The 19,130-nt window shown below is 33.3% G+C and carries 22 protein-coding genes and 1 pseudogene; 19 read left to right on the top strand and 4 right to left on the bottom strand.

Annotation, left to right across the window (positions count from 1 at the left end):
* Positions 1 to 179: 179 nt before the first annotated feature.
* Positions 180 to 1,007 carry a coenzyme F420-0:L-glutamate ligase gene (locus tag Q9968_RS08585; protein ID WP_305515430.1) on the bottom strand — a complete coding sequence of 276 codons (828 nt, stop codon included), beginning with the start codon at positions 1,005 to 1,007 and terminating at the stop codon, positions 180 to 182.
* Between the two features lie 110 nt (positions 1,008 to 1,117).
* Between Q9968_RS08585 and Q9968_RS08580 the strand changes: the two genes are divergently transcribed.
* From Q9968_RS08580 to Q9968_RS08525, 12 genes are all read left to right on the top strand, one after another.
* Positions 1,118 to 1,690, top strand: coding sequence for a pyruvate kinase alpha/beta domain-containing protein (locus Q9968_RS08580; protein ID WP_305515428.1), 573 nt, complete (start codon positions 1,118 to 1,120; stop codon positions 1,688 to 1,690).
* Between the two features lie 81 nt (positions 1,691 to 1,771).
* A complete protein-coding gene (gene ftsZ, locus Q9968_RS08575) occupies positions 1,772 to 2,908 on the top strand; it encodes a cell division protein FtsZ (RefSeq protein WP_305515426.1) in 1,137 nt (378 codons plus the stop codon).
* Positions 2,909 to 3,015: 107 nt separating this feature from the next.
* A complete protein-coding gene (locus Q9968_RS08570) occupies positions 3,016 to 3,195 on the top strand; it encodes a protein translocase SEC61 complex subunit gamma (RefSeq protein WP_305515425.1) in 180 nt (59 codons plus the stop codon).
* Positions 3,196 to 3,409: 214 nt separating this feature from the next.
* Positions 3,410 to 3,880: a transcription elongation factor Spt5 gene (locus Q9968_RS08565; protein ID WP_305515423.1), complete on the top strand. Its 471-nt coding sequence runs from the start codon at positions 3,410 to 3,412 to the stop codon at positions 3,878 to 3,880.
* Complete coding sequence (locus tag Q9968_RS08560; RefSeq protein WP_292600720.1) at positions 3,880 to 4,362, top strand: 50S ribosomal protein L11; 483 nt, start codon at positions 3,880 to 3,882, stop codon at positions 4,360 to 4,362. The genes Q9968_RS08565 and Q9968_RS08560 overlap by 1 nt, the downstream gene beginning before the upstream one ends.
* A 177-nt stretch (positions 4,363 to 4,539) precedes the next feature.
* A complete protein-coding gene (locus Q9968_RS08555) occupies positions 4,540 to 5,178 on the top strand; it encodes a 50S ribosomal protein L1 (RefSeq protein ID WP_305515419.1) in 639 nt (212 codons plus the stop codon).
* Positions 5,178 to 6,188 carry a 50S ribosomal protein L10 gene (locus Q9968_RS08550; RefSeq protein WP_305515416.1) on the top strand — a complete coding sequence of 337 codons (1,011 nt, stop codon included), beginning with the start codon at positions 5,178 to 5,180 and terminating at the stop codon, positions 6,186 to 6,188. The genes Q9968_RS08555 and Q9968_RS08550 overlap by 1 nt, the downstream gene beginning before the upstream one ends.
* Before the next feature lie 61 nt (positions 6,189 to 6,249).
* Entirely contained in the window at positions 6,250 to 6,552 is a 303-nt protein-coding gene (rpl12p, locus tag Q9968_RS08545) for a 50S ribosomal protein P1 (RefSeq protein ID WP_305515414.1), read from the top strand.
* Positions 6,553 to 6,699: 147 nt separating this feature from the next.
* On the top strand, positions 6,700 to 9,390 hold the full coding sequence (gene alaS / locus Q9968_RS08540; RefSeq protein WP_305515412.1) for an alanine--tRNA ligase: 2,691 nt from the start codon (positions 6,700 to 6,702) through the stop codon (positions 9,388 to 9,390).
* Positions 9,391 to 9,744: 354 nt separating this feature from the next.
* Positions 9,745 to 10,896 (top strand): tRNA uracil 4-sulfurtransferase ThiI, encoded by a 1,152-nt coding sequence (gene thiI, locus Q9968_RS08535; RefSeq protein WP_305515411.1) that lies wholly within the window; start codon positions 9,745 to 9,747, stop codon positions 10,894 to 10,896.
* A 145-nt stretch (positions 10,897 to 11,041) separates the two neighbouring features.
* Positions 11,042 to 12,136, top strand: coding sequence for a fructose-1,6-bisphosphate aldolase/phosphatase (gene fbp, locus Q9968_RS08530; RefSeq protein ID WP_305515409.1), 1,095 nt, complete (start codon positions 11,042 to 11,044; stop codon positions 12,134 to 12,136).
* Between the two features lie 155 nt (positions 12,137 to 12,291).
* Positions 12,292 to 12,417, top strand: coding sequence for a hypothetical protein (locus Q9968_RS08525; protein WP_305515407.1), 126 nt, complete (start codon positions 12,292 to 12,294; stop codon positions 12,415 to 12,417).
* 8 nt (positions 12,418 to 12,425) lie between these two features.
* Here the strand turns inward: Q9968_RS08525 and Q9968_RS08520 are convergent.
* A pseudogene (locus Q9968_RS08520) lies at positions 12,426 to 12,483 on the bottom strand (conjugal transfer protein); the annotation flags it as partial.
* A gap of 256 nt (positions 12,484 to 12,739) precedes the next feature.
* Between Q9968_RS08520 and Q9968_RS08515 the strand changes: the two are divergent.
* Positions 12,740 to 13,849, top strand: coding sequence for an ABC transporter permease (locus tag Q9968_RS08515; RefSeq protein WP_305515405.1), 1,110 nt, complete (start codon positions 12,740 to 12,742; stop codon positions 13,847 to 13,849).
* Between the two features lie 9 nt (positions 13,850 to 13,858).
* Positions 13,859 to 14,557 carry an ABC transporter ATP-binding protein gene (locus Q9968_RS08510; RefSeq protein WP_305515403.1) on the top strand — a complete coding sequence of 233 codons (699 nt, stop codon included), beginning with the start codon at positions 13,859 to 13,861 and terminating at the stop codon, positions 14,555 to 14,557.
* Positions 14,558 to 14,574: 17 nt separating this feature from the next.
* Here Q9968_RS08510 and Q9968_RS08505 read toward each other — a convergent pair whose 3' ends face one another.
* A complete protein-coding gene (locus Q9968_RS08505; RefSeq protein ID WP_305515401.1) occupies positions 14,575 to 14,817 on the bottom strand; it encodes a DUF357 domain-containing protein in 243 nt (80 codons plus the stop codon).
* Complete coding sequence (pgsA, locus tag Q9968_RS08500; protein WP_305515399.1) at positions 14,810 to 15,379, bottom strand: archaetidylinositol phosphate synthase; 570 nt, start codon at positions 15,377 to 15,379, stop codon at positions 14,810 to 14,812. Before pgsA ends, Q9968_RS08505 begins: the two co-directional genes overlap by 8 nt.
* Positions 15,380 to 15,416: 37 nt before the next feature.
* Between pgsA and Q9968_RS08495 the strand changes: the two genes are divergently transcribed.
* From Q9968_RS08495 to Q9968_RS08475, 5 genes are all read left to right on the top strand, one after another.
* Complete coding sequence (locus tag Q9968_RS08495) at positions 15,417 to 15,998, top strand: L-threonylcarbamoyladenylate synthase (RefSeq protein WP_305515394.1); 582 nt, start codon at positions 15,417 to 15,419, stop codon at positions 15,996 to 15,998.
* A 73-nt stretch (positions 15,999 to 16,071) separates the two neighbouring features.
* Complete coding sequence (gene radB / locus Q9968_RS08490; protein ID WP_305515392.1) at positions 16,072 to 16,776, top strand: DNA repair and recombination protein RadB; 705 nt, start codon at positions 16,072 to 16,074, stop codon at positions 16,774 to 16,776.
* 58 nt (positions 16,777 to 16,834) lie between these two features.
* Entirely contained in the window at positions 16,835 to 18,010 is a 1,176-nt protein-coding gene (locus Q9968_RS08485; RefSeq protein ID WP_305515390.1) for a pyridoxal phosphate-dependent aminotransferase, read from the top strand.
* Positions 18,011 to 18,017: 7 nt separating this feature from the next.
* Positions 18,018 to 18,734 (top strand): 4Fe-4S binding protein, encoded by a 717-nt coding sequence (locus Q9968_RS08480; RefSeq protein ID WP_305515388.1) that lies wholly within the window; start codon positions 18,018 to 18,020, stop codon positions 18,732 to 18,734.
* Positions 18,731 to 19,108, top strand: a complete 378-nt coding sequence (locus tag Q9968_RS08475; protein WP_305515386.1) for a putative zinc-binding protein — start codon at positions 18,731 to 18,733, stop codon at positions 19,106 to 19,108. Before Q9968_RS08480 ends, Q9968_RS08475 begins: the two co-directional genes overlap by 4 nt.
* Positions 19,109 to 19,130 lie beyond the last annotated feature (22 nt).

The raw sequence follows: 19,130 nt of genomic DNA, 5'->3' as shown, positions 1-19,130 counted from the left end.
GTTATTTTTAAAAAAATTGTTATAAATTCTAACTTATAACTTATTACTTTTTTTGTTTTATGTTAAATATAAAACTTTCTTTCTCTCAACACTTTATAGCTTAAAAGATTTATTTGGGCGTTTTAAATGTTAAAAATTAATATTTTAATTTTAAATTAGTATTAATTAATTTATATAAATTAAATCTTTCTAATAATTACTGCTGGTGTGTGAATAATCGAATCAAGGTCTTCAATAGTTATTGCATTAATTTCAGAACCTAAAACAGATTTAACACTATGTATTGTTTTCATTTCTGTTGAGAGAGATTTCTGGTAATCTTCAGCAATATTTGCGATTTTCAATGCGGTTTCAACATCTATTTTTTCACTGCACCCTAAAGGAGTTGGCCCCATGTTCTTTGATAATTGTCCTTTTACATATCCGAAAAATCCATTATCTGCATCAATGCCATCAATAGCTATTGGAAGGCCTGTGAAATATTTTTCGTTTTTCATATAAGTTGCATCTGTATCGATAATCATCACACAAACCTCTTTATCTATTTCATTTTTGAGTTCTACTGCAACTTTTTCGGGATTTTCAGGTAGTAGTGAAACAAAAGTTCCAGGTGCATTACTTAAATCAATTCCAGCCTCTGAAGCGGGTTTCAGTGCATGTTTAAGACCATATAATTGAAGAACTACTTCTTTGTGAGCTTCAGTTTCTTTTGGAAGTTTTCTTAAGTTTTTTATGGTTCTTTTTTTAATCTTTAAAAGAGGGCCGAAAACATAGCCCCATAAATACCTGCTCCAAACCGTAGCCAAGAATCTTGCAGTAATCGATGGAGTGTATTTTGACTCGTCAACTAAACGATTTTGTGAAACTGAAATAGGAGTTTCAGCAATAACCAAATAATCTCCATCCTGCATTAATTCTTTTGCAGGTTTAATTATACAATCTAGCGTATCATTAGGTTTAATATATCCTGTTTCAATAGGTATTAATATATAATCTCCATTAATCACGCTTTTACATCTTCAAGTTCTGGAATATTCATAAAAATCTTTATTAAAAATTATTATAATAAATATAAATTAATAGATTATTAAATAATTATCTATGGGATGGTTAGAATATGGAAAGAAAATTTATCACATATTTTGAGAAACAAGGAAATGATTATACAGATGAAGTAATTAATGGGATTAATGACAAATTAGAATCTTCTAATGATATTAAAAGGATTTTAATTGCGTCTGCTAGTGGCAAATCCGCATTAAAATTGCATGAGGCTATTGATAATGATGTCGAAATAATCAATGTTACTCATCATATGGGTTTTAGCGGTGAAAATGAATCAGATATTTCACTGGAGATGATTGGAAAACTTGAAAAGCATGGAATAAAAACTTACTTGGGAATACATGCATTTAGTGGAGCTGCAAGAGGCATAACCAATAAATATGGAGGATATTCTCCATTGGATATTGTGGCGGATACTTTAAGAATGTTTTCGCACGGTATTAAAGTAGCCGCTGAAATCTCTTTGATGGCTGCAGATGCTGGATTAATTCCTGTTGGCGAGAAAATTATTGCAATTGGTGGTAGAGGTCACGGCATTGATAGTGCAGTTATATTGACTCCAGTTAATTCAAAAAACCTATTCGATTTAAAATTCCATGAAATAATTACAATGCCAAAAGAATGAATTTTTAGTTGCATTTAAATATTAGTTACAATAGAAATATTTAACAATTATTTTAAATAGCAGAGTATGTGGGGTTAATTTGTGAAATTTATAGATGATGCAATCAAAGAATCCGAAGAAAGAATGGAAGAGAAAACACCAGATAAACTCTCTTCAAACATCGATGATGATCTTATAGAGTTAATTAAAGAAGCAAAAACAAATATATTTGTTATCGGTGCTGGTGGAGCTGGAAATAATACTATTTCAAGATTAAACGAGATGGGTATTGAAGGAGCAACAACAATTGCAGTAAATACCGATGCTCAAGACTTATTTTACAGTCAGTCTAGTAAAAAAATTCTTTTAGGTAGACAAACTTCTAAAGGACTAGGTGCTGGTGGGGAACCGTCAGTTGGTGAAGAATGTGCTGAAGAAAGCGAAGATGAAATTAGAGAAGAATTAGAAGGCGCAGACATGGTATTTGTTACCTGTGGTCTTGGTGGTGGAACAGGTACAGGTTCAGCACCAATCATCTCTAAACTAGCTAAAAAATTAGGAGCATTAACTGTAGCTGTGGCTACTATGCCATTTTCTGCTGAAGGAATCAAAAGAAGAGACAATGCTGAACAAGGTTTGGAAAAACTCCAAGAATCAGCCGATACTGTAATTATTATTCCAAACGATAAATTATTAGAAGTGGCTCCAAACTTGCCATTGAATAAAGCATTTATGGTGTCTGATGAAATATTGGGAAGAGCTGTTAAAGGAATTACTGAATTAATTACTAAAAAAGGTCTTGTAAGTTTAGACTTTGCCGATATTAAAAGTATCATGGGCGGTTCTGGAATGGCAATGATTGGTATGGGTGAATCAGAATCTGGAGACAGAGCTTTAGAATCCGTACATGAAGCATTAAGCAGCCCATTATTAGACATTGATATTTCAAATGCTACCGGTGCATTAGTTAACATTACTGGTAGTTCTGATTTAACATTACATGAAGCTGAAAAAATCGTTCAGGTTGTTGCTGATAAATTAGATCCTGAAGCAAATATTATTTGGGGTACTCAAATTGATGAAAGCCTCCAAAATGTTGTTAGAACCACAGTGGTTGTTTCAGGCATTAAGTCAAATTATGGAACTGATGATTCATCCAATTTCAATGATTCTGAAAGTGTTGATGATAGTCAATCTAATGGTGATGAATTAGACGATTTTATTGATGGAATTTTCTAATTCCCTCTATTTTTTGTTATCATGCAAACATTTATTAATGTTTAAATTAAAAATTATCTTATTACTATATTTTATATAATTTATAAATTTTTTATTTGGGTATTGAAATGTCTATTAAAGAAGATTTTGATAAGTTTATTAAAGATGCAAAAAGAGTATTAAAGGTATCTAGAAAGCCTGATGCAAGCGAATATAAAGATTTAGCTAAAATTTCAGCTATTGGTGTAGTTGTTATTGGAGGTATTGGTTATATCATCGTTTGTTTAGGTTCTTTAATTAATTTATAGAACCGATCTTTTATTTTTTCATTGCATTTTTTATAATAAATATTATTATTTTTTACAAAGTTTTAAATACTATAATTTACCATAATTATTAATATTATAGAAATCTTATTTTTCAGAAATTTTTCATCTGGAAATTAATGGCTTTTATAATATTTTTAACTTAATTTATGAATTTAATAATTTAGTAAAAATTTAAAAAATAGGTGAATTTTTCATGGAAGATACTAACAGTTCCATATATGCTCTTAAGACCTCTGCTGGTCAAGAAAGAAATGTTGCAAGACTCCTAGCTCGTAAAGCTAGAACTATTGACGGTATTGGCATTTCATCAATTCTTGTTCCAGAATCTTTAAAAGGATATATTTTAGTTGAATCTTCAACAAAAATCGATCTTAGAAATCCTGATTTAAAAGTGCAACATTTAAGAGGTGTTGTAGAAGGTAGTGTTGACATTACCTTTGATGAGGTGAAAAGATTCTTAAAACCAGAACCTATCATTTCCTCAATTTCAAAAGGAAGTATTGTTGAGCTTATTTCTGGTCCATTCAAAGGTGAAAGGGCAAAGGTGGTTCGTATTGATGAATCACGTGAAGAAGTCGTTCTTGAGTTAATAGAAGCTGCAGTACCAATACCTGTTACTGTTAAAGCTGATCAAATTAGAATAATTCAAAAGGAGGCTGACTGATGGCTAAAGATACAGTCGAAGTTCTTATCGAAGGTGGAACCGCTACTCCAGGACCACCATTAGGGCCTGCTTTAGGACCTCTCGGTATTAACATGATGCAAGTTGTAGAAGAAATCAACAAAAAAAGCGCTGACTTTGCAGGAATGAAAGTGCCTGTGATTATTAGTGTTGATAGAGATACTAAAGAATTTGAAATTGAAATTGGTACTCCTCCAACTACTGCACTTATCATGGAAGAATTAGGCATCGAAAAAGCTTCTCATGAACCAGGTTTAGACATTGTTAATGATGTTCCTATCGAAACCGCTTTAAAAATTGCTAGAATGAAATTTGATTCATTACTTGCTAATGATTACAAAGCTGGTGTTAAAGAAGTTATGGGGACCTGTGTAAGTATGGGATTATCTGTTGATGGTAAAGACCCAAGAGAAGCTCAAAAAGACGTAGATGCTGGAGTATACGATGATATTTTAACTGAATAAATATTGTCTTATTGAAATTTAAAATTAAGTTAATAAATACAGTGTATATGATATTATAATTAATCTTATAATTGATATACTGTTTTTAATTCATGCAATCGTTTAAGAATTTTTTTCTTGTAATCGATACTCATGAAACCAAAAAATCCAATGAACTTATGTTCATGGGGGATAAATATGACACAAGATATAGTTAACGCGGTGAAGGAGGCAAAAGAACAATCAAAGCCGAGAAACTTCACTGAGTCCGTAGATATTATTATTAATATCCGTGACTTGGATGTCAACAAACCAGAAAATAGGTTTAATGAGGAAGTTACTCTTCCTAATGGCCGTGGCAAAGATGTAAACATTGGAGTCATAGCTGATGGGGAACTCATTGTTCAAGCTAAAGATGCTGGTCTTGACGTCGTAATTAACAAAGTAGATTTAGAAGAGTTAGGAAAAGACAGAAAAGAAGCTAAAAAATTAGCAAACTCTGTAGATTTCTTTGTAGCTCAAGTTGATATGATGCCATTGGTTGGTAGATTTTTAGGTCCAGTTCTTGGTCCTCGTGGAAAAATGCCAAAACCAGTGCCTGCAAGTATCAAATTAGATCCTCTTTTAGAAAGATTACGTAGTACAGTCAAAGTTGGTGTAAAACAACAAGCAAGCATCCAAATTCTTGTCGGAAGCCAAGATATGGCTGACGAAGATATAGCTGAAAATGTGGAAACTGTTCTTACAGTCTTAGACCGCAATTTAGAAAAAGGAAGAAGTCAAATTAAGTCCATGTTTATAAAAACAACTATGGGACCAGTAGTGAGGGTGATCTAATGGCTCATGTTGCGGAATGGAAAAAGGAAGAAGTTATTGAGCTAAAAGGCATCATTGACCAATACGATGTAATTGGTATTGTCGATTTAATGAACATTCCTGCAAAACAGCTCCAGGAAATGAGAAAATCTCTCCACGGTAAAGCTGTTATCAGAATGTCTAAGAAAAACCTTATAGATTTAGCTTTTGAAGATTGTAATGCTGATAAAACCAACATTGTAGATTTATCTGAGCATATGGATGGTCAAGTTGCAATTATCGCAACTGAAATGAATCCTTTCAAATTATACAAAATATTAGAAGACAGCAAAACTTCTGCTCCTGCAAAACCAGGTGCCATTGCTGAAAATGATATTATTGTTCCTGAAGGGGACACTGGATTTGAACCAGGTCCATTTTTAGGTGAATTACAACAAGTCGGAATTCCTGCAAAAATTGATAAAGGTAAAATTTGCGTTCAAAAAGAAACTGTTGTTGTAGAAGCTGGTGATGAAGTCTCTAAACAAGTTGCAGCAACTTTATCAAGAATGGATATTAATCCAATGGAAGTAGGAATTGATTTAAAAGCAGTATATGAAGAAGGATCAGTATATACTTCTGATGTACTTGCAATCGATGAAGAACAAACATTAGCTGACGTACAAAATGCATTTAGAAATGCATTTAACTTATCTGTAAACGCAGCAATCCCTACTGATGAAACTATTTCCACTATCATTACTCTTGCATACACTAGAGCAATTAATATCGGTGTAGAAGCAGCTATTATGACTTCTGAAACTTCAGAACCAATTATTGGATTAGCACAGGCTAAAATGTTAGCTTTAGCATCTGAAATCGCTGATGTTCCTGGTGCTATCGATGACAAATTAGTCGAGAAACTTTCCAATGTTGCTGTAGCAGCTGCTCCAGCAGTCGAAGAAATTGTTGAAGAAGAAGAGGAAGAAGAGGAAGAAGAAGAAAGTAGTGAAGAAGAAGTAGCAGCTGGGTTAGGAGCGCTCTTCGGTTAAAATTTAATTTTTATAATTATTATAAAAAACTAACACTTTAAATTAAACTAATGGTGATAACATGGAATATATATATGCGGCAATGATTTTGCACAGTGCAGAAAAAGATATTAACGAAGAAAATGTTAAAAGTATTATTGAAGCAGCAGGAATTGAAGCTGATGATGCTAGAATCAAAGCTTTAATTGCAGCTTTAGAAGATGTCGACATCGACGAAGCTATGGAAACTACTGCAATGGCAGCGGCACCTGCAGCTGCACCTGCAGCAACTGAAGCAGCTGTAGAAGAAGAGGAAGAAGAAGAGGAAGAGGAAGAAGCTTCTGAAGAAGAAGCAGCAGCTGGATTAGGTGCTCTCTTCGGATAGATTTTTCAAATCTATCACTTTCTTTTTTTTATTTTATTTTTTTAAACATCAATTTACACTATTTTTAATTAAACCATTAATTTTTCATTAATTATTTATTAAACAAAAAACATATTTTATCCTAATAAATAATTTAAACTGATTTATATGGTAGAGATTTTTGACAAACTTGGTTATAAAAAACAAACTTGTGAAACTTGTGGTCAGGAGTTTTACTCCCAAGTGGAAAGACACACTTGTGGTGATGCTCCATGTGATGAGTATGAGTTTATTGCAAACCCTGCTACTGATAAAGCATATAACTTATATGAAATCCAACAGGTTTTTAGAGAATTTTTAGAAGGTGAAGGGCACACACATGTCCCTAGATATCCGGTTCTTGCTAAACGATGGAGAGATGATGTATTTTTAGTTGGGGCATCAATCTTTTGTTTCCAACCGTGGGTTACTTCCGGTCTTGTTAAACCTCCTGCTAATCCTATAGAAATGGCTCAGCCTTCAATCAGACTTAACGATGTTGACAATGTTGGAAGAACTGGTAGGCACATGACTTGTTTTACCATGGGAACACATACTGTAATTAACAAAGAAGATGATTTCATTTACTGGGAAGATGAAACCATCAGACTTTCTCATGAATTTTTCAAATCAATTGGAATTAATACTGAAGAGATTACTTTCATCAAATCCTGGTGGCGTGGTGGAGGTAATGAAGGGCCTTGCTATGAGGTATGTTGCAGGGGTGTGGAGCTTGCAACATTGGTTTTCATTCAATATGAAACCTTAGAGGACGGAAGCAAAAAGGAAATCCCAATTAAAGTTGTAGATACTGGTTATGGATTGGAACGTATCGCTTGGATTTCACAAGGCACTCCTACAGCTTATGATGCTTGTTTTGCACCAGTCGTAGATAAATTGAAAGAATTAACTGGTGTTGAAATTAATGAAGATATTCAAGGAAGAAATGCTCAAATTGCTGGAATGATGGATATTGAAGATATTGGAGATTTAAAGGAACTTAGACAACAGGTGGCCGATAGTTTGGATTTATCTCTAGAAGAATATTTAAAAGCAGCTGAGCCAATGGAAGCAATTTACATTATTGCTGATCACACTAGATGTTTGGCATTTATGATATCTGACGGTATCATCCCTTCAAATGTAAAAGAAGGCTATTTGGCGCGTTTGGTTTTAAGAAGAACTATACGATTCATGAAGGATTTAAACATGAGTGAATCATTGTCTGATGTAATGGCTATTCAATTAGACTTCTTATCTAAATTTTATCCTGAAATTCGCGAATCTGAAGAACATATTATGAACATTATTTCTTTAGAAGAAGAAAGATATGCTGCTACTGTTAAAAAAGGAAAAAGTATTGTTAAAAGAGCTATTAAAAGGCTTAAAAAAGAGAATAAAAAGGAAATGCCTCTTGAAATGTTAATAGATTTATATGATGCTCATGGAATTCCGCCTGAAACTGTAGTTGAAATGGCTGGAGATGATTTTACTGTAAATGTGCCAGATAATTTCTTCACTCAAGTAGCGGGGGCTCATGAAAAAGACACTACTAATAAAAAAGATTCATTTGAAGTGGACTATCCTGAAACTGATTTATTATTCTATAAAAATTTCTACCAAAAAGAATTTGAAGCAGAAGTTTTAGGATTGGTTGAAAAAGATGGTGACAAATGTTTAATCTTTGACAAAACAGTGTTCTATCCTGAAGGAGGAGGCCAACCTTCTGATGTTGGAGAGGTTTCAATTGATGGAAATTCATTTAAAATGATTCATGCTGAAAAAGTTAATAACGTCGTATTGCATCATATAGATGGCGACTTAACAGAGGGCATTGTTGGTAAAAAAGTCACAGGCAAACTTTATTGGACAAGAAGAATGACTCTTGCACGTCACCACACTGGAACTCACTTAGTAATTGCGGCGGCTCGTAAAGTCTTAGGTCAACATATCTGGCAAGCTGGATCTCAAAACAGTCTTACAAGAGCACGTATTGACTTGTCACATTACAAACGCATCACACAAGACGAACTTAATGAAATTGAAAAATTAGCCAATGAATATGTAATGGAAAACATTGATTTAGACATCAAATTCCATTCAAGAGATGAAGCACAAGAATTATATGGATTCATGCTTTACCAAGGAGGTGTAGTTCCAGGTAAAATGATTCGTGTTGTTAAAGTTCCAGGTGTCGATGTTCAAGCTTGTGCAGGTACACATGTGCCTAGAACTGGTGTAGTTGGACCAATTAAAATCAACAAAACCGAAAAAGTGCAGGATGGAGTTGAAAGAATTGATTTCTCAGCAGGCCTTGCAGCCATTGACTCAATGCAACATGATGGTGAACTTTTAAGACAAAGTTCAGCAACTTTCAAGGTTGACAATGACCAACTTCCAAAAATTTGTGAAAGATTTTTCAGCGAATGGAAAGCACAGAAAAACGAAATCGACAATTTGAAATCTGAAATCGCGTCACTTAAAATGAATTCCCTTGCTGATGAATATGATGAGATTAAGGGTTTAAAGGTCGTTCATCATTTGATCGACGCTGACTTTAAGGAACTTCAAAAAATGGCCACTGACTTTACAGATAATGATAAGGCAGATGTGGTTATTATGGGAAACAATAACGGTAAAATCGTCGGTGCAGCTTCTCAAAAAGCTATTGATAATGGAATCAAAATCAATGAAATTATTAAAACTGCAGTTGGCATTTTGGGAGGAGGCGGTGGAGGCCGTTTAACTCTTGCACAGGGTGCAGGTAAAAAAACAGATAAAATGGATGAGGCTATTCAAACTGCTGTTGATTTAATTTAAGGATAATTATTGTCCTTAAACTTTTTTTATTTACAAATTCAATCGCTAAGTAAAATATAATTTAGGCACTTTCAAAAACTTGTTTGATTTAAATATTTGCAAGTTTTTTATTAAAAACTTTTTCTTAATATTTGGAGTTATTTTTATAATTTAAAGCTAATTAATCAGTTATTTTGAAAAATTTAAATGAATAGATTAATCGAAAAAATTAGTTATCACACAAGTTTTTGAAAGAGTCATAATTTATTGAAAGATTAATTTTATTAATTATTAACTTTAAAAGTTATATTTAAAAATATATTGTATGTATTGCTATTTTTTTCAGAGTGTAGTAAAAAATTGAGAGTTGTTTAGATGAATTATGATGTAATTATTGCTCGATATGGTGAAATAGGGCTTAAAAGTCCCAAAATTAGGGCACGTTTTGAAAGAAAGCTAGTTAAAAATATTAAAGCTACTTTTGAATGTGAAGTCGATAGAAACCAAGGAAGAATTTATATTCATCCAAAAGATTTTGATGATGGAATTGAAAAATTAAACAGAGTATTTGGAGTGGTTTCATATTCACCTGCCTGTTCTACACACACTACCTATGAAGAAATCGATGAAACTTTGGAGGATTACGTGGAAGAGTTGATTAAACAAAATTTAATTGATGAGGATACTAAATTCGCCATTAAATGCCGCCGAGTTGGTAAACATGATTTTTCCTCACAGGAAATGGCAGCTCATTGTGGCGGGGTTGTTAGAAATAAAGTTCAGGCGCCTGTTGATTTGACAAACCATGACTTAACTATTTTTGTTGAAATTAGGGAAAATGCTACTTTTATTTATCATGAAAAAATAAAAGGTCCGGGGGGATTGCCTTTAGGAACACAGGGAAAAGTTGTCGTGCTTTTATCAAGCGGTATAGACTCACCTGTTGCAGCATATATGATGATGAAAAGAGGTTGTGAAGTGATTGCATTAAATTGCAATAATGCCCCATTCACTACTCCAAAAGCACTGGAAAACTTTAATTTATTGGTTGATCAACTAAATATCTATGCAAAAGGAGTTCCAATTAAAAAACATGTTGTCGACTATGGCGAATACTTACAAACCGCCAAAGATAAAGCTCCTGATAAAATGACTTGTGTTTTATGCAAATCTGGAATGTATCGCATAGCTGAAAAATTAGCCCGTAAATTACATGCAAATGCTATTGTTGATGGAAGCAGCGTAGGCCAAGTTGCTTCACAAACGTTATCAAATATTTTAGCTACTCGTTATGGTGTTGAAGTGCCAATATTATCTCCATTAATTGGTTTAGATAAAGAAGAAATTATAGCTATTTCTAAAGAAATTGGAACTTTCAAAATATCTGAAATTGATGATGGTGGATGCAGTGCAGTTCCAAAATATCCTGAAACACATGCCGATTTAGAACGTGTAAAACAAGCTTGTGAGGATATGTGTCAGGATGCTGAAATTGAAAAGGCATTTAAAAATATCAAGAAACTTTAATTAGGAGTTTTCAACTTCTATTGATCTTTTTTTTTAGAAATGTGTTTGCCGAAATTTCATTTTTTAATCATAATAATTAAATAGTATACAACGCAAAAATAATATATGTTTAGTAAATAAGAATTTACTAATTGAGGTATTTAAAATGAAAACTACTGTTAGTGTAATTAAAGCTGATATCGGAAGTGTGTCAGGACATTGTGTTGCACACCCTGAGTTAATGGATATTTGTGATGAAGTTTTAAATGATGCTTTAGAAGCAGGTATCCTAAAAGATTACTATATATCCCGTTGTGGAGATGACATTGACTTAATTATGACCCACGACAAAGGAGAAGAAAACGAAGAAGTACACAAAACCGCATATGATGCATTCATGAAAGCTACTGAAAGAGCACGTGAATTAAAACTATACGGTGCAGGTCAAGACTTATTGTCTGATACATTCTCTGGAAACATCAAAGGTATGGGTCCGGGTGTAGCGGAGTTTGAATTTGAAGAAAGGCCTTCTGACCCTGTTTTGGTATTCTGCTGTGATAAAACAGAACCTGGTGCATTTAACTTACCAGTATTTAGAATGTTTGCAGACCCATTCAACACTGCAGGTCTTGTAATTGACCCATCTTTACATGATGGATTCAAATTCGAAGTATTTGATGTAATTGAACATAGAAAAGTTGTTTTAAACTGTCCTGAAGAAATGTATGACTTGCTTGCATTAATCGGTTCCACTGGAAGGTATGTTATCAAAAGAGTATGGAAGAAAAACGGTGAAATCGCAGCTGCAGTAAGTACTGAAAGATTAAACTTAATGGCTGGGGAATATGTTGGTAAAGACGACCCAGTTTGTATTGTAAGGGCACAGTCTGGTTTTCCAGCTAATGGTGAATGTGTGGATCCATTTGCATTCCCGCACATGGTAAGCGGTTGGATGAGAGGATCTCACAATGGTCCTATGATGCCTGTATCTGAAGCAGAAGCAAATCCTATTAGATTTGACGGACCTCCTAGAGTGGTAGGTTTAGGTTTTCAAGTTTCTAACGGTGAATTAATAGGTCCTGTAGACTTATTTGATGATCCTGCATTTGATCCTACCCGTGAGCAAGCTGCTAAAATCGCAAATTATATCAGAAGACACGGTCCATTTGAACCTCACAGATTGCCTGCTGAAGAAATGGAGTATACTTCTCTTCCTGGGGTAATGGAAAAATTAGAATCCAGATTTGAAGATATGGATTAAATTTAAAGAGATTTTTAATCTCTTATTTTTTTTATTATATTTGGATATTTGTCAATTTCTTTTTTTCTCGTTTAAGTAAATGGCTGTCCTATGATTGGTTTTTCAAACCCGCTAATTTGTTCTTTATATAATATTTTAATTGTTTATCTAATTTTTTGCAAGGAATTGAAGCTGCGGTAAATAACAAGCTAATTGATGATATCAACGAACATGATTTAGAAATGGTAATGAAGTACAATACTGCAATCAAATTAAATCATCTTTTGAATAAATTGGCATAAATGAGCAATCAATTCTTATGTGCAGTTATTATAGTAAAACTGCTAGAATTAATAGTTATTATGCAATCATCAACTTCAACATAATAGTTTTTACCATTTTTACTAACGTTTACTTCTTATTTTTTTAATTTAGAAATGCAATAGCCAACATCTTCCTTGTTAATTCCTAGATTTTTTGTATTCTTCCAGCGCCCATTTCACTAATATGGATTTTATCAATATTTTTTATAATTCTTTCTTTGTGCATTTTACTCCTTAATTTAGACATTTCAGTTCTTGTTGTAATTAATTATTTATATGTTATAATTCTATTTTAATTAATATGTCATTTTTAAAGTTTATTTTGAAAAATCCGTTCAGGAGAAAAAACAGTGCAGTTCTAGCTATTGTGGGAATAGCCATTGGTATTGTTGTCATTGTTTCTCTTGGCGGCATTACAGAGGGGTTAGTAAACACTTTTGAAGATACTATCCATGCAGGGGGTGCTGATTTTCAGATTTCAGGTAAAGAAACTGGAGATTCTGCATATGGGACAAATACAATCGATGCATCATGGACAGATAAAATTGCCAATGTAAGTGGTGTTGACAAGGCATATCCGATTTATGTTGTTTTAACTTCGGTCGGCAATGATTATATGAACAGTTTGATTGGTATTGATCCCAATGGAACTGGACTGGCGGATATTTCACTTAAAGAAGGCAGGATTTTTGAAGATGGTGCTAATGAAGTAATATTGGGTGAAATATATGCTGAGGATAATGAGTATGAATTGGGGGACAATATTAAAATCGATGGTAAAGACTTTGAAATCGTTGGAATTTATGAAACTGGGGATTCCAATATGGCTGGAGGGGTTTTTACTTCAATTTCTAAAGTTGGAGAGATTATGGATGATGAAGATTCAATCTCAAACATTTACGTTAAAGTGGCTAAAGGGGTAGACGCTCAGGAAGTGGCCGATAGGATTGATGCGAAATATGGGGATAATATTACAACAATTACCTCAGTCATGGAAATGAAGCAAATGGCTGATATGTTAAACATGCTTCAAGCATCAACATGGGCAATTTCCCTTCTGGCTATTGTGGTTGGAGGATTGGGCATTATTAATACAATGCTGATGTCCGTGTTTGAACGTACCCGAGAGATTGGAGTTCTAAAAGCTGTTGGATGGTCCGATAAAAGAATACTTTTAATGATTGTTGGGGAATCATTGGTAATTACGGTGGTGTCTGCAATAATCGGATCTTTAATAGGATTTTTAGGCTGCACATTATTGGGTCCGCAAATGGGTATTGAACCGTTGTTCACTCCAAAAATATTTGTCCAAGCATTTTCAATAGCTATTGTAGTTGGAATCCTTGGGGGACTGTATCCGGCTATTAAGGCGGTTAAATTACCTCCAACAGAAGCATTGAGGTATGAATGAGGTGTAAAGATGAATGTGGTAGAGATTAAGGATTTATATAAAAGCTATGAAAATGGCAAAATCAAGGCTTTAAACGGTATAAACCTCACAATTGCCGATGGGGAATTCGTATCAATTATAGGACCGTCAGGTTCAGGCAAATCTACATTGCTAAACATGATTGGCGCATTGGATGTTCAAGATTCGGGCAGCATTAATGTGGCAGGTCAGGATTTGGATGATTCTAAAAAATTAAACGAATTCAGAGCTAAAAAAATCGGGTTTATTTTCCAATTGCATAATTTAATACCTAATATTTCTGTTGTGGATAATATTGAAATTCCAATGTATACTCAAGGTTTGTCTTCAAAGGACATGCGACTAAAGGCATTTAAACTTTTAGATGATGTCGGCCTCAAAGACAAAGCTGGAATTTTGCCGAATAAATTGTCTGGTGGGGAACGTCAAAGAGTAGCAATTGCCAGAGCACTTGCAAATGATCCGTCAATAATATTGGCAGATGAGCCGACAGGATCACTAGATTCTAAAACAAGTAGCAAAATACTTCGTCAATTAATTGATTTGCATGAAAATAATAATGCAACATTAATAATTGTAACTCATGATATGGAGGTAGCCAAACTTGCAGACAGGGTCATCGAAGTTTTAGATGGTGAAATAGTTTCGGCAGGTGATGATTCCTTGTTTAATAGTAAAATTAATATTTAATTAATTTTGGCGATTACCTAAATAATGCCATGAAGCATTCTTAAAGCATCAAGTAGACCATGAGAATATTCAATACATCCAAATGCTGTTCTCATGTCTTCTTTTTTAAGGTAATATTTAGAATCGTTCCAATAATCAACAGCTCTATCATACACTTCTTTTTCTTTTCCAACAAAGTCGATATGAGAAACCTGATTTAAATTTCTCTCTAGTTTTGCAATATCCTTAGCTATCTTTTCCGGACTTTCCAAATCACTCATTTAATTGCCTCCAAACATGCACAATCCTTTGCACAACCGTAAAGTAAGATAAGATTACTAAAATGTAAATAACATATGTAAAGTAGATATCTCCTGTGAAATATCCAATCAATGCTCCAATCATTAAAATAATCATGCGAACTGCCCTTTCAGCTATTCCAATATTGCATTCTGCACCCTGTGATTCTGCCCTTGCACGAACATAACTAACTGTTATTGCAGAATGAATTGCTAAAATGCCAACAAACCAATTGCAATATCCTCCAAATATTAATCCAATATAAATTATGGCGTCTGCAAACCTGTCCATAGTGGAATCGAGAAATGCACCAAATTTAGATGACTTATTGTGATATCTTGCAACAGCGCCGTCAACAACATCTAAAAATCCAGATATCAATATTGCAACACATCCTAAAATTAGGTAGTGATTTGCAAAACCATATGCTGCAAGAACAGCGACAAATGGTGAGATGACAGTCACTACATTGGGATTTATATTTAAATTTCTAGCAATCGGGTTCAATATTCTTGTTAAAAGGGGTCTTAAATTTTGAAGCATAATTTATATATAAAGATTTCATCTAATATAAAGGTGAATGAAGATAATAAAAGCAAATCCTGATAAAATCAATGAGGATATTATTTTTGAAGCAATCAATGTATTGGCAAATGGAGGAATTGTATTATACCCAACAGATACGGTTTACGGTTTAGGGGCTAATATTTTCAATAACAGGGCAGTTAGGAGAGTTTTTGAAATTAAAAAGAGAAGCTTTCTAAAACCTCTCTCAATACTTGTGCGTGATGTTAAAATTGTTGATGCAGTGGCTAAATTGTCTTCATCTCAAAGGAAATGCATTAATGACTGCCTGCCTGGAGCTTACACATTTATTTTAAATAAAAGAAAAATAGTTCCAAGATATGTTACAAGCGGTTCAAGCTATGTTGGTGTAAGGGTGCCTGATTGTGAGCTGGCTTGCAGACTTGCCAGTATTTTTCCAATAACAACTACCAGTGCTAATTTATCAGATGATGAAGTATTGTCCAATCCATGTGAAATTTTAGAGCAATTGGACTGTGAAGTGGATTTGGTTATCGATGTTGGAAATCTAAATTCAAGTAAGGCTTCTTCAATAATTGATTTAACAGGCCTAAAACCAAAAATAATACGGGATTAAAAGAATTAATATTGTTTCAACATTATTTTTTGATTAAAAATTTTTATATCCTATAAAAATCAATAACATTATCATGAAAGTATTAGCTAATTTTGAAGACAATACTAAACTTCAATCAAATTCCTCCATTGATGATTTACTTGAAGGCGGTTTTGAAAAAGGTTGTGTAACTCAGATATATGGATCTCCTAGTTCAGGTAAAAGTAATGTGGCCTTAACATTAGCAGTTAATGTTGCTAAAAACAATAGAAAAGTAATTTATATAGATACTGAAGGAGGAATTTCAATTGATAGAATTAAACAAATTTCAGGATCTTATTTTTCAAGTATAGCTAATAACATAATGGTTTTAGAACCTACTGATTTTTTACAACAAACAGAAAACTTAAGATCAATTGACGTCTGGCTTAGAAAACACCATGAAGAGGTAGATTTGATAATACTTGATTCAGCTGTTGCACTTTATCGTGTAGATGATATGAAATCATATAAATTAAGCAAGGAGTTAAGAAAACAAATTCAACTCTTGTCGAATCTTGCACGTAAGTACGGCATTGCAGTAATTATAACTAATCAAATTTATTCTGCTTTTGATGATGATGGAAATAATGAAATTAGAGCAGTTGGTGGAGATATACTCGAGTACATCAGTAAAGTAATAATTAAGCTGGAACGTGGCACAGAAACCAATCAAAGAATAGCCACATTAAAACGTCATAGGAGCCTTCCTGAGGGAAGACAAGTTATTTTTTCAATAACTTCAAATGGAATTATTTAAGATAATTTTATTAATAATTAAAAATAGATATTTATTTTGGCATTGTTTGAGTGATAATATGAGGGATAAGGATTTCGATATTAAAGAACCAAAATTGAAATTTAAAAAAACGGAGAGAGTTCCTCCAGACGGATATAACTCTTCCAACGAATTTTTTGAAGATATGTACATGGACAAAGACATGATCTGGATGGGTCAAAACACCAACCATTTACATGATGATACAATAGCTAATGCGATGATTGAAGCTATTAAAGAAAATACTTTTTGTAGATATCCTGCCCCTGAAGGTTTCAGCGAACTTAAACAATTAATTTTAGATGATTTGGGATTAAAAGATTTGGAAGTATTGTTAACATCCGGCGCAACAGAATCATTGTATCTATGTATGCAGGCATTGCTTGAACCTGAAGATAATGTAATCTTGTCAGATCCAGGATACTTCATTATAGGTGATTTTGCAAATCGTTTCGCAGGTGAAGTAAGGTATGTGCCAATTTACTTTGAAGAAAACAATTATAAATTGACTCCTAATCTTTTAAGGGAAAATATGGATGAAAACACTCGTATGGTAATTTTAATCGATCCGTTAAATCCATTAGGTTCATCATACACTGAAGACGAACTTAAAGAATTTGCTGAAATCGCAAAAGAAAACGATTTATATTTATTGCATGATATAACTTATAAAGACTTTGCACGCAATCATTTCCTTGTTGAAAATTACGCTCCAGGTCAAACATTAACAATTTACAGTTTTTCAAAAATATTTGGAATGGCAGGTTTGAGAGTTGGAGGGGTTGTTTCTTCAAAACCTATTATCAAATCAATTAAAAACGCTGTTGTTAATGATTTGGGAGTAAACATCATTTCTCAATATGGAGCTATTGCAGGTCTTAAATCAAAGGATCAATGGTTTGACAAAATGAGAGAAACTTGCTTTGAAAACCAAAGATTAATCAGTAAAATGATTGAACCAATTGAAGGTGTATTCCTTCCGGTTTACCCATCAGATGCAAATATGATGGCAATTGATTTATCCGGTGCCGGAATCGATCCAAAAGACATGTCTAATTATTTAATCGAGAAAAAATTATTCACAAGAGAAGGGGAATATACTTCTGAAGAATTTGGGGACAGATACTTACGTGTAAGTTTTTCAATCCCAACAGAAGAAGTTAAAATCTTTTGTGATGTGTTCCCTAAAGCTGTTGAAGATTTAAGGACAAAATAGGTTGCCTATGAGATTTAAATATCATCAGCCTGTTCCAAATTCATACGGTTGCGAAAACCCTCACCATCCCAGTACCACTATTTCTGATGATTGTTTGGATGAATTTATAAATATTGCATTAGATTCGAATTTTGCCGGTTTGAGCTATTCTAAATTAAGCGACGAGTTTAAAGAAGAATGGGATATTTGCTGGGACAACATTATTATTCTAAAATATTTAATGTCTGGTGAAATTTTAAAAATGGAACCCTCAAAAGAAAAATGTCGCTTAGAAGATAACGAATTCCATGATTTTGCATATAAAACATTTGCACTTGCTGATATTTTAAGAAAAAATGGATTTAAGGCAGACTTATTAAATCCGATTGATGACAGAGTAAGCCTAAGAGCAATTGCAATGCAATCAAATGATGCAATAATAACAAGAAATAATATGTGCATGTTTAAAGAAGGCCTAAATTTAGGACTTTTCATGATTCAAACATCAATTGAAAATCTTCCATTTAAAAGTGAAAATGATATGATATGGGTTGAGGATTACTGCTCAACATGTGGCGTTTGCATTGACAGATGTCCGGAAAATGCTTTTGGCAGTGATAGGAAAGTTCTAAGGAAAGTTTGCACTGCACATAAGGAAGGTTGCAGTCAGTGTATATTATTCTGTCCCTTTTATAAATGGGGTTATGAAAAAGTCAAAAAAAGATATTTGAGGATGAAAAGATGAATGATAAAATAGCTTTAGTTTCATGCAGTGGATTAAGCCCTTTAGGTTTAGTTGTAAGGGTAGCTAGTGTGGAATTGGCACTTGAAAATGATAATATTGTGGCAGCATGCATAACAGAGTATTCAGCACAACCTAATAACTGCTCACCAATTTTAGATGATGCAAAAATAGTTACAATAACAGGTTGTGGAGACGATTGTGCATCTGTGATATTAAAAGAAAAGGATGTTGATCCAATTAAAAATATCTCGGCGGATTCTGTTGTCAAAATTTATGATTTAAATCCTTTAGATCCTGTTCGCTTGGATGATGATGGCGAAAAGGCAGTATCAGTATTGAAAAAATATATTTTAAAAGAGCTTGAAAATATTTAAAAGAAAAAATATTGAAAAAGTA

Source organism: Methanobrevibacter sp. V14 (assembly GCF_963082475.1).
In the GTDB taxonomy this organism is placed as follows: domain Archaea; phylum Methanobacteriota; class Methanobacteria; order Methanobacteriales; family Methanobacteriaceae; genus Methanocatella.
This window is presented reverse-complemented; position numbering and strand designations above follow the sequence as displayed.

What these genes read in the sequence shown, in the direction of transcription:
- Q9968_RS08580 (WP_305515428.1), top strand. Translation starts at nt 1,118, where the DNA reads ATGGAAAGAAAATTTATCACATATTTTGAGAAACAAGGAAATGATTAT.
- Q9968_RS08570 (WP_305515425.1), top strand. Translation starts at nt 3,016, where the DNA reads ATGTCTATTAAAGAAGATTTTGATAAGTTTATTAAAGATGCAAAAAGA.
- Q9968_RS08565 (WP_305515423.1), top strand. Translation starts at nt 3,410, where the DNA reads ATGGAAGATACTAACAGTTCCATATATGCTCTTAAGACCTCTGCTGGT.
- Q9968_RS08560 (WP_292600720.1), top strand. Translation starts at nt 3,880, where the DNA reads ATGGCTAAAGATACAGTCGAAGTTCTTATCGAAGGTGGAACCGCTACT.
- Q9968_RS08555 (WP_305515419.1), top strand. Translation starts at nt 4,540, where the DNA reads ATGACACAAGATATAGTTAACGCGGTGAAGGAGGCAAAAGAACAATCA.
- Q9968_RS08550 (WP_305515416.1), top strand. Translation starts at nt 5,178, where the DNA reads ATGGCTCATGTTGCGGAATGGAAAAAGGAAGAAGTTATTGAGCTAAAA.
- rpl12p (WP_305515414.1), top strand. Translation starts at nt 6,250, where the DNA reads ATGGAATATATATATGCGGCAATGATTTTGCACAGTGCAGAAAAAGAT.
- alaS (WP_305515412.1), top strand. Translation starts at nt 6,700, where the DNA reads ATGGTAGAGATTTTTGACAAACTTGGTTATAAAAAACAAACTTGTGAA.
- thiI (WP_305515411.1), top strand. Translation starts at nt 9,745, where the DNA reads ATGAATTATGATGTAATTATTGCTCGATATGGTGAAATAGGGCTTAAA.
- fbp (WP_305515409.1), top strand. Translation starts at nt 11,042, where the DNA reads ATGAAAACTACTGTTAGTGTAATTAAAGCTGATATCGGAAGTGTGTCA.
- Q9968_RS08515 (WP_305515405.1), top strand. Translation starts at nt 12,740, where the DNA reads ATGTCATTTTTAAAGTTTATTTTGAAAAATCCGTTCAGGAGAAAAAAC.
- Q9968_RS08510 (WP_305515403.1), top strand. Translation starts at nt 13,859, where the DNA reads ATGAATGTGGTAGAGATTAAGGATTTATATAAAAGCTATGAAAATGGC.
- Q9968_RS08505 (WP_305515401.1), bottom strand. Translation starts at nt 14,817, where the DNA reads ATGAGTGATTTGGAAAGTCCGGAAAAGATAGCTAAGGATATTGCAAAA.
- pgsA (WP_305515399.1), bottom strand. Translation starts at nt 15,379, where the DNA reads ATGCTTCAAAATTTAAGACCCCTTTTAACAAGAATATTGAACCCGATT.
- Q9968_RS08495 (WP_305515394.1), top strand. Translation starts at nt 15,417, where the DNA reads ATGAAGATAATAAAAGCAAATCCTGATAAAATCAATGAGGATATTATT.
- radB (WP_305515392.1), top strand. Translation starts at nt 16,072, where the DNA reads ATGAAAGTATTAGCTAATTTTGAAGACAATACTAAACTTCAATCAAAT.
- Q9968_RS08485 (WP_305515390.1), top strand. Translation starts at nt 16,835, where the DNA reads ATGAGGGATAAGGATTTCGATATTAAAGAACCAAAATTGAAATTTAAA.
- Q9968_RS08480 (WP_305515388.1), top strand. Translation starts at nt 18,018, where the DNA reads ATGAGATTTAAATATCATCAGCCTGTTCCAAATTCATACGGTTGCGAA.
- Q9968_RS08475 (WP_305515386.1), top strand. Translation starts at nt 18,731, where the DNA reads ATGAATGATAAAATAGCTTTAGTTTCATGCAGTGGATTAAGCCCTTTA.